8 protein-coding genes and 1 pseudogene are annotated in these 6,224 nt (G+C 45.9%); 5 read left to right on the top strand and 4 right to left on the bottom strand.

Annotated elements, in window-relative coordinates; all coding sequences use genetic code 11:
- A partial coding sequence (locus QZ147_RS07905) for a L,D-transpeptidase family protein (protein WP_295149018.1) occupies positions 1-528 on the bottom strand: 528 nt, incomplete at its 3' end.
- Positions 529-673: 145 nt separating this feature from the next.
- Between QZ147_RS07905 and QZ147_RS07900 the strand changes: the two genes are divergently transcribed.
- From QZ147_RS07900 to QZ147_RS07880, 5 genes are read left to right on the top strand one after another with little or no spacing between them, the layout of a single operon-like run.
- Positions 674-1,108 (top strand): copper chaperone PCu(A)C, encoded by a 435-nt coding sequence (locus QZ147_RS07900; protein ID WP_295149015.1) that lies wholly within the window; start codon positions 674-676, stop codon positions 1,106-1,108.
- Complete coding sequence (locus QZ147_RS07895; RefSeq protein ID WP_295149012.1) at positions 1,108-1,575, top strand: hypothetical protein; 468 nt, start codon at positions 1,108-1,110, stop codon at positions 1,573-1,575. The genes QZ147_RS07900 and QZ147_RS07895 overlap by 1 nt, the downstream gene beginning before the upstream one ends.
- Positions 1,576-1,584: 9 nt before the next feature.
- Positions 1,585-2,154 (top strand): SCO family protein, encoded by a 570-nt coding sequence (locus tag QZ147_RS07890; protein WP_295149010.1) that lies wholly within the window; start codon positions 1,585-1,587, stop codon positions 2,152-2,154.
- Positions 2,155-2,208: 54 nt separating this feature from the next.
- Positions 2,209-2,616, top strand: coding sequence for a rhodanese-like domain-containing protein (locus tag QZ147_RS07885; protein WP_295149008.1), 408 nt, complete (start codon positions 2,209-2,211; stop codon positions 2,614-2,616).
- 47 nt (positions 2,617-2,663) lie between these two features.
- Positions 2,664-3,293: an NAD(P)H-dependent oxidoreductase gene (locus QZ147_RS07880; RefSeq protein ID WP_295149005.1), complete on the top strand. Its 630-nt coding sequence runs from the start codon at positions 2,664-2,666 to the stop codon at positions 3,291-3,293.
- A 296-nt stretch (positions 3,294-3,589) separates the two neighbouring features.
- Here the strand turns inward: QZ147_RS07880 and QZ147_RS07875 are convergent, their stop codons facing one another.
- The 3 genes and pseudogenes from QZ147_RS07875 to QZ147_RS07865 all read right to left on the bottom strand — a co-directional run.
- Positions 3,590-5,035, bottom strand: coding sequence for an NnrS family protein (locus tag QZ147_RS07875; RefSeq protein ID WP_295149002.1), 1,446 nt, complete (start codon positions 5,033-5,035; stop codon positions 3,590-3,592).
- Between the two features lie 139 nt (positions 5,036-5,174).
- Positions 5,175-5,702: a thiol peroxidase Prx-SUH gene (gene prx-suh / locus QZ147_RS07870; protein ID WP_295148999.1), complete on the bottom strand. Its 528-nt coding sequence runs from the start codon at positions 5,700-5,702 to the stop codon at positions 5,175-5,177.
- A 57-nt stretch (positions 5,703-5,759) separates the two neighbouring features.
- Positions 5,760-6,224 (bottom strand): annotated as a pseudogene (locus tag QZ147_RS07865) (hypothetical protein); the annotation flags it as partial.

Below are 6,224 nucleotides of genomic sequence, written 5' to 3'. Positions count from 1 at the left end.
CTTTTTATGGTCGATCACCTCGTCGAATTTTAAAAGTGTATCGTTTTGCATCGCCACGCAGCCTTTCGTTTTTAGCTCGTCCGTCCTGCCGCCGTCTAGCGGATAGCCGTGTATCCAGATGCCTCCGCCGTTTCGCTTGGCTAGGCGGTCGAGTAAATTCGGATACGAAAGCGCGAAGGCAAGCGGTCCTAAATAGCGATCGCTAGGCGTAAATCTGCGCGTTAGTTGGTAGACGCCTACGGGCGTTTTTAGATCGCCCTCGACTAGCTTTTCTCCCGTCTTGCCGATGATTACGGGCGTATTAAAAACCTCGCTTAACGCGCCGTTTTTATACGAAAAAGCGCGTAAATTTTTAGCCTCTTTATCTACGACGACCAAAATCGTATCGTTATCGTAATAGCCGTATTTTAAATCGAAATTTTCTAGCTTTTTTAACCAATAATCTTTGCTTAATTCATTGCTTGCGTTTGCCGCCGCGCAAAAGCTAAAAAGCACCAAAAGCACCGATAAAATCGATATTTTTCTCAAATTTTGCCTTGTAAATTTAAAGTATGAAGTGTGTAATTATAGCCAAAAAAATTATTTTTTCGCCCGCTTTCAGCCAAATTTTAGCCAGTATCGGTGTATAATTCGGATAATTAATATCCCATATCAAAATTACGGAGGTCTTATTATGAAAAAAATTCTAGCTACCGCTTCTTTGGCGGCTATTTTAGGCGCTTCAAGCCTATTTGCGGCAGACGTTAACGTTGATAACGTTCGCGCGAGGACTAGCAAACCCGGCGCAAACAACAGCGCCATTTTTATGAATATAAAAAACAACTCCGACGCCGACGTGAAGCTAATCGAAGTAAAATCCAGCGTCTGCAAAAGCACGGAGATGCATACTCACAAGCACGAAAACGGAATGAAGTCTATGGTGCAAGTACCGGACATCGAAATCGCTAAAAAAGGCGAGACTAAGCTAGTACCGGGAGGCCTTCACGTCATGTTGATGGAGCTAAACAAACCGCTTAAAGAGGGCGATAAAGTCGATTTGTGGATGAAATTTAGCAACGGCGAAACGATTACGCTAGACAATATTAACGTAACCGAAAATTTTAAATAATGAAGAAACTCGCGACCGCGCTTGCGTTCTTTGCGGTGCTTTCGGGGCTTTACTACGCGCTATATAGATTTTTTGTAGTAAGCAGCGACGATCCGCCGCAGTTCGCGCAGATAAACTCTACACTAGAACCTCTGCCGTGCGACCTAAACGCGGGCGAGTGCAACGCCGAGTTTAAAGGAGTTAGCGTCGCTTTCGAGCTCACTCCGCGTCCGGTGCGAGCGATGCAGCCGGTAAGCCTCAAAATTTCAAGCATGCAAGGCTTAAATTTTAAAAACCCTAGCGTCGAGGCGCACGGGCTAAATATGGACATGGGCACGATAAAAGTAGCGCTTGAAAAGACGCAAGACGGATACGAGGGCAAGATGGTGCTAAGCTCGTGCGTGATAGACGTGATGAGATACCGTTTCGAGGTGCTCGACGAAGGCAGGAAAACGGGTCTTTACGTAGATTTCGACCTTAAAATTTAGGCGGGGGAAATGAAGAAATTTTTAGCCGTTTTAATTTTTGTTTTAGTAGCGGGCGGCGGCGCGTTTTTAGCATTTAAGCATTATGGCGGCGGTTTCGCGGCCATGAACAAATACGACTTTACCGCGATAAACGAGGCAAACGCCACCGTAAGCTTGAAGGACTTTAAAGGCAAGTATAAGGTGGTATATTTCGGTTATCTTTACTGCCCCGACGTCTGTCCGACCACCTTATCTCTGATCGAAAACGCGCTAAAACCGCTAAAAAGGGACGATTTCGAGCTGATTTTCATAACCCTTGATCCAGAGCGCGATACGCCCGAAAATTTAACGCTTATGGCTAAAAATTTCTACGAAAACGCAACCGGTTTAAAGCTTAAAAATTTAAAGCAAGTAGCCGCAAACTACGGTGTAAAATTTCAAAAAGTAGAACTAAAAGACTCATTAATGGGTTACTCGGTCGCGCACAGCTCGTCGATCTACTTACTTGACAAAGACGGCAACTTTTTTAGCGAAATTTCAAACTTACTTCCAGAAAACATTAGCGCGAATTTACAAAATTTAATCAAAGATCGTCCGTAACGTTTAAATTTTAGCGATACAATTTCGTTTCATTTTAACCAAAAGGACGAACCGATGAATATACCTACTAAAATCGCGCTTTGCGCCGCATTTTGCGCAAGCTCGGCATTTGCCAAGATCGCAACTCTTGGCGCAACCCCCGAAAATATCAAGACGCTAGAAGACGGAAACGCTCAAATCATAGACGTGCGAACCCCCGCCGAATGGCAAGAAACGGGCGTTATTAAGGGCGCAAAATTAGTCACCCTAATCGACGACGAGCAAAAATTTCAAGAGGCGCTAAAAGAAGCGGGCGTAGACCTAACTAAACCGGTAGCTTTCGTATGTCGAAGCGGCCGTAGAAGTATGCATGCAGCCCAGCTCATAGATAGCGACGAGCGTGACGTAACGAGCCTTGACGGCGGTATGAGCGAGTTAATTAAAAAAGGCTTTGAAACCGCGCCTTACGAACCTACGAAATAACCGTGCAGCCTTAACGGGCGCGTCAAAAATCAATACGAAGGATAAAAATGAACTACCTAGAAATACTAAAATTTCGCCATGCGTGCAAAATTTTCGACGAAACGAAAAGAATTAGCGCCGGCGAGTTTGATTTTATTTTAGAAGCGGGCAGACTAAGTCCGAGCTCTACGGGACTTGAACAATGGGATTTTTTAGTCGTGCAAAATCCGATTCTTCGCCAAAAGATCCGCGAAGTATCGTGGAACCAGCCGCAAATTACGACGTGCTCGCATTTAGTCGTAATCTTAGGCAAGATCGCCGAGATTAAACCAGACAGCGGATATATAGCCCGGATGATCGCGCGCCATACCGACGCGGCACCCGAAATGATCGGCGATAGAGCTAAATTTTACCGCGACTTTTTGACGGCGAATTTCAAAAACGACGACGAGCTTACGTTTCAGTGGTCGCACGAGCAGTGCATGATCGCAGCCACCAATATGATGAACGCCGCCGCGTCGCTAGGAATCGACAGCTGCCCTATCGAGGGGTTTGATAGAGGCGCGTTAAATAAAATTTTAGGGCTTGATGAAACTAAACAGCGCGTAGCCATCGTAGTTCCATTTGGTTACCGCTTAAATGCGCAGCCTAAAAAATACCGCCGCGAAACGAGCGACGTAGTAAAGTGGATAATGTAAAAAACGAAATTTAAGCGGCGGAGCACATACGGCCGTCGCTTATTTCGGCCATTATTTGCGTTTTTGCGCGACTATCGGCAAGTTTAAAGTAAAACACTCGGCCTCATCGGCGCGAAATTTCGGCTTACCTTTTACCTTTGATAAGATTTTACGCGCTCAATTATAAATTTAAACTCGTTTAGAGCCTATAATTTTACGCCTCCGCGAGCTTGCCGCCACCTAACTCGCAAGCTCTACTAAAAGTAGGCGAGTTTTCACATCAAAGCGCTCGCAAAACGACGCGCCGTAGTCAAATTTTAAAGCTTAAACCCTTTAATTAGCATCGGCAAATATCTCGCTCCCCACGCTATCAGCGCGACGACTAAAACAGCGGCGCTTACGGCGATTAGAAGCGAATAATTAAGCCCGAAATTTAGCGAAACGCCCGCGATTAGGCGAACTAAAACGACCGCCTGCGTTAGAATAAAAATCGTCGTCGCAAAAGCGTCCGCCTCTATCGCCCTGCCCGAATGCCCGAGCGTCACGCGAGTACCGAAGCCGACTAAAATAGTAAAGAAATATCCGAGCGCTACGGCGTGAAGCGGCGTCTCTTCAAAGACGAAATTTGCTCCCGCAAGCGCGCATATATCGGATATGACGCCTAATAAAAACGAGATCGGCAGCCACCAAAGCCCCAAATATAATACCCACAAAATGGAGCTAGCGCGCATAAAAGGCAATCGCCAACGCCGAATTTCGTACGCAAATAGCGCAAAAAGCAACGCATCGGCTACGAGCTGGGCGGCGGCAAACCCCGCTAGCGTCTTTAAAAGCAGCAGCGCGTAGGCTTTTAGCATAAAATTTTTACTTTTATTTATCTTATAGCCCGCGACTTTAACGGAGGTAAAAAACGGGATCATGCGCTGAGAAATCGATAAAAATACGACGAATAGAAATAGCCAAAAACCCGCTTTTACCGCGACTTCCGCAAGTCCGCTAGTAAAGCTAAACATAGGCGCGAGCAAAAACGCCGCATGCGCCGCAAGCCCCGAAAATAGCCCGATTAGCACCCATTTCGTATCGTGTTTATCCTTGATGATCGAGCGTTTATGGATGCCAAGAAGCAGCCCGAAACTTAAAATTTGAGCCGCAAAATTTAACCCCATAAATGCGTGCGCGCTTGCGTACGCATCCGTTAAAAACGCCGCAAGCATTCCCCAGGACGCCGTAAAGTAAAGCCAAAACTGCTTCATATAAACGTCCTGCGCAATCGGGGCTTGCACCAAAAATTTAGGAAAAACGACGAATAAAAACCCCAAGAAAAACTGTATAAAAATCACGAAAACAAAGGCGTAGGCATGATATTCAAGAAGAGGCGAGCCGACGTCTATCCAACCCGCAAAAGCGCCGCAGAGCAGCGTAGCGTAGGCGATGAGTAGTAAAATACCGTTAGCGAAAAAACTCTGATGGGGCTGTGCGCAAAATCTACTAAACCAAGCGCTAAATTTAGCTTTTATCACACATTCGCAAGAGCTTTGTTTGGCGCCGTCTTCTTTATTTTGCGCGGAGCTTTGAGTCTGATCGCCGGGCGCTACGGGGCTAAATTTTAAATTCGTATTTACGCTACTTTGTGCATTTTGCGCGGCGGGCGAAGGTCTAGTCGCGCTAAAATTTAAAATTTTTTTATCGCCGGCGGCGGAATTAAAGTTTCCCGCGCCGTTTAACGCTTGCAGAGCGCTTAAATTTTCATTTTTATCGTTCATTTTACGTCCTAAATTTTTAGCAGATTATAACGATAAAGTTAAGCTTTCGCGTTGATTTTTAGCAAGGATAGGGGATAAAATTAAGCTCCGCGACCGCGGAGCCGGAAGTTTGTTTGCGCCGCAAACCTAGATTTTAGTGTCAACTGCCGCAGCAAGTCTGGCTAGCGCCTTTTGCCGCGTTTAACGCCGCTTCGTAGTTAGGCTCGTTCGTGATTTCTTCCACGATCTCCTTATAAACTACCGCGCCGCTAACGTCGATTACGAATACTGCGCGAGCCGTAAGCCCCGCAAGCGCGCCGTCCGCGATCAATACGCCGTAAGCGCGCGCGAATTCTTTGTTTCTAAAATCGCTGCCGACGCGTAAATTTTTAATGCCTTCGGTCGCGCAAAATCTGCCCATAGCAAACGGCAGATCCATCGAAACTACGACTACTTCCGCATTTTCTATGCCGGTCGTAGCCTCGTTAAATTTCCTAGCGCTCGCCGCACACACGCCCGTATCAAGGGAGGGGACGACTACTATGATTTGCGCTCTTCCCTGTTCGCCGCCGATTTGAATACCGCTTAAATCGGCGCCGGTTACCGCGACTACCGGCGCTTGATCGCCTACGTTTACGGAATTTCCGCTTAAATTTACGAGATTTCCCTGAAATTTTACAGATGCCATATCTTTTCCTTTCTTTAAAATGAGACGCGATTATAGGCTAATAGGATAAACGAACTCTTAATTCGGCTCAACTTGCTTAAAATTCGGCCTAGCGGCCAGCCAAAACGCGCATACCATATTTAGCGCCACGCCCAAATCTACGCTGCTTCCGAAACTAAAAACGGCATGCGTTTGACTAATCGCAAGCGCTAAAAAAGAGATTATGCTCGTACCGGCCGCCAAGCTAACGCCTAAAATTTTACCGCGCGCAGGCGCGTCTTTTAGGGCGAGTAGCAAATAATCGACTCCGACAGCGCTAACTAGTATCGTACCGAAAATCACGAATATATTTACGTTGCTAAAAACGGCAAAAACGCCAATCGTAAAAAATGCGCAAACGCCAGTAATTGCGGTTATTAAAGCGGCTTTTCGTATTCCTAAAAATATCCATAGCAGTAAAAATACAAGGGCAAATCCGTAAAATTTTAAGCTGCGAGTTATCAAAAAATAGGCTGAATCGTAAAATTTTAAAATTTTTAAGTA

This window comes from uncultured Campylobacter sp. (assembly GCF_905371695.1).
Classification (GTDB): domain Bacteria; phylum Campylobacterota; class Campylobacteria; order Campylobacterales; family Campylobacteraceae; genus Campylobacter_A.
Note: the sequence above shows the minus strand (reverse complement) of the source record. Positions and strands in the feature narration are given on the sequence as shown.